This window comes from Candidatus Obscuribacterales bacterium (assembly GCA_036703605.1).
Lineage (GTDB): Bacteria > Cyanobacteriota > Cyanobacteriia > RECH01 > RECH01 > RECH01.
Genome location: DATNRH010000328.1, coordinates 1 through 1,063, shown reverse-complemented (window position 1 = coordinate 1,063; position 1,063 = coordinate 1). Strand labels below are relative to the sequence as shown.

The window sequence follows — 1,063 nt, the reverse complement described above, 5'->3', positions numbered from 1 at the left end:
CCTCTAGCCTCACTCGCCGCCGCCGCTATACCACTCCATCCCAGCGTCTCAAATGATTCAACACTCTAGTCCAACGAGGGGAGCTCCGCAAAGCAGTTCAGTACATTACCGATGTCGAACAGACTTCCCTTCTCTACCCTGGTGATACCGCTGATGGCCATTCTGTCCAAGATCTCCTCGAATCCAAACATCCAGATCCAACCCCGACCGACTACAGGACCCTCCATGACTACGGAACACTTCCCACCTTTGTTCCCCTCACAATCTCCGACGATATTGTCTTGAAAGTGGCACGCCGTATTCGCGGCTCTTGTGGCCTTGATGGCATGCATGCCCATGAGCTGCGAAGTTGGCTCACTCAACACCGCCAAGCCAGTGACCGATTGCGCCTAGCTCTTGCTACTCTCACTGAACTGATGTCCAATCAACTTGTCCCTTGGCCCGCCATCCGTGCCTTACTAAGCTGTTGCCTCATTGCCCTCGACAAAAACCCCGGTGTTCGCCCCATTGGTATTGGACACATCTGGCGCCGTATGATCGCCAAGTGCTTCCTCGCTGTGGCTGGCCCATCCGCCACCGAAGTCTGCGGTGTTGACCAACTCTGTGTTGGCTTACAGGCCGGCATCGAAGGCGCTGTTCACGCAGCTTCCCAATTCTGGAAGGAACACGCCACGGATGATGACTTTGGTTTCCTCTGTATCGACGCCAAAAATGCCTTCAATGAAATGAACCGTGTAACCATGCTCTGGACAATCCGCCATGAATGGCCCCAGGGGGCCCTCTTTACCTTCAATTGTTATAAACACTGGATCCGCCTTGTTGCGCACGACCCCTCTGGTAACACCTTTGTCTTCTACAGCAAGGTCGGAGTCACTCAGGGTGATCCCCTTGGCATGTACGCCTACGGCATTGGCCTCCTACCCCTCATCCGCTTGCTTAAGCAGGAGTTCCCAACAATTCTCTTTCAGGGCTGGTATGCCAATGATGGTTCTGCGGCTGCTTCTATTCCCCTTCTCTGCAAGTTCTTCGATTCGCTTCTCAAGCGGGGTCCCCACTATGGCTA

General features: G+C 54.2%; 1 protein-coding gene. It reads left to right on the top strand.

All coding sequences use genetic code 11. The features are described from left to right. Window positions 1-416 precede the first annotated feature (416 nt). Window positions 417-1,063, top strand: a 647-nt coding sequence (locus V6D20_06805) for a hypothetical protein (GenBank protein HEY9815494.1), incomplete at its 3' end; no start/stop codon positions are given.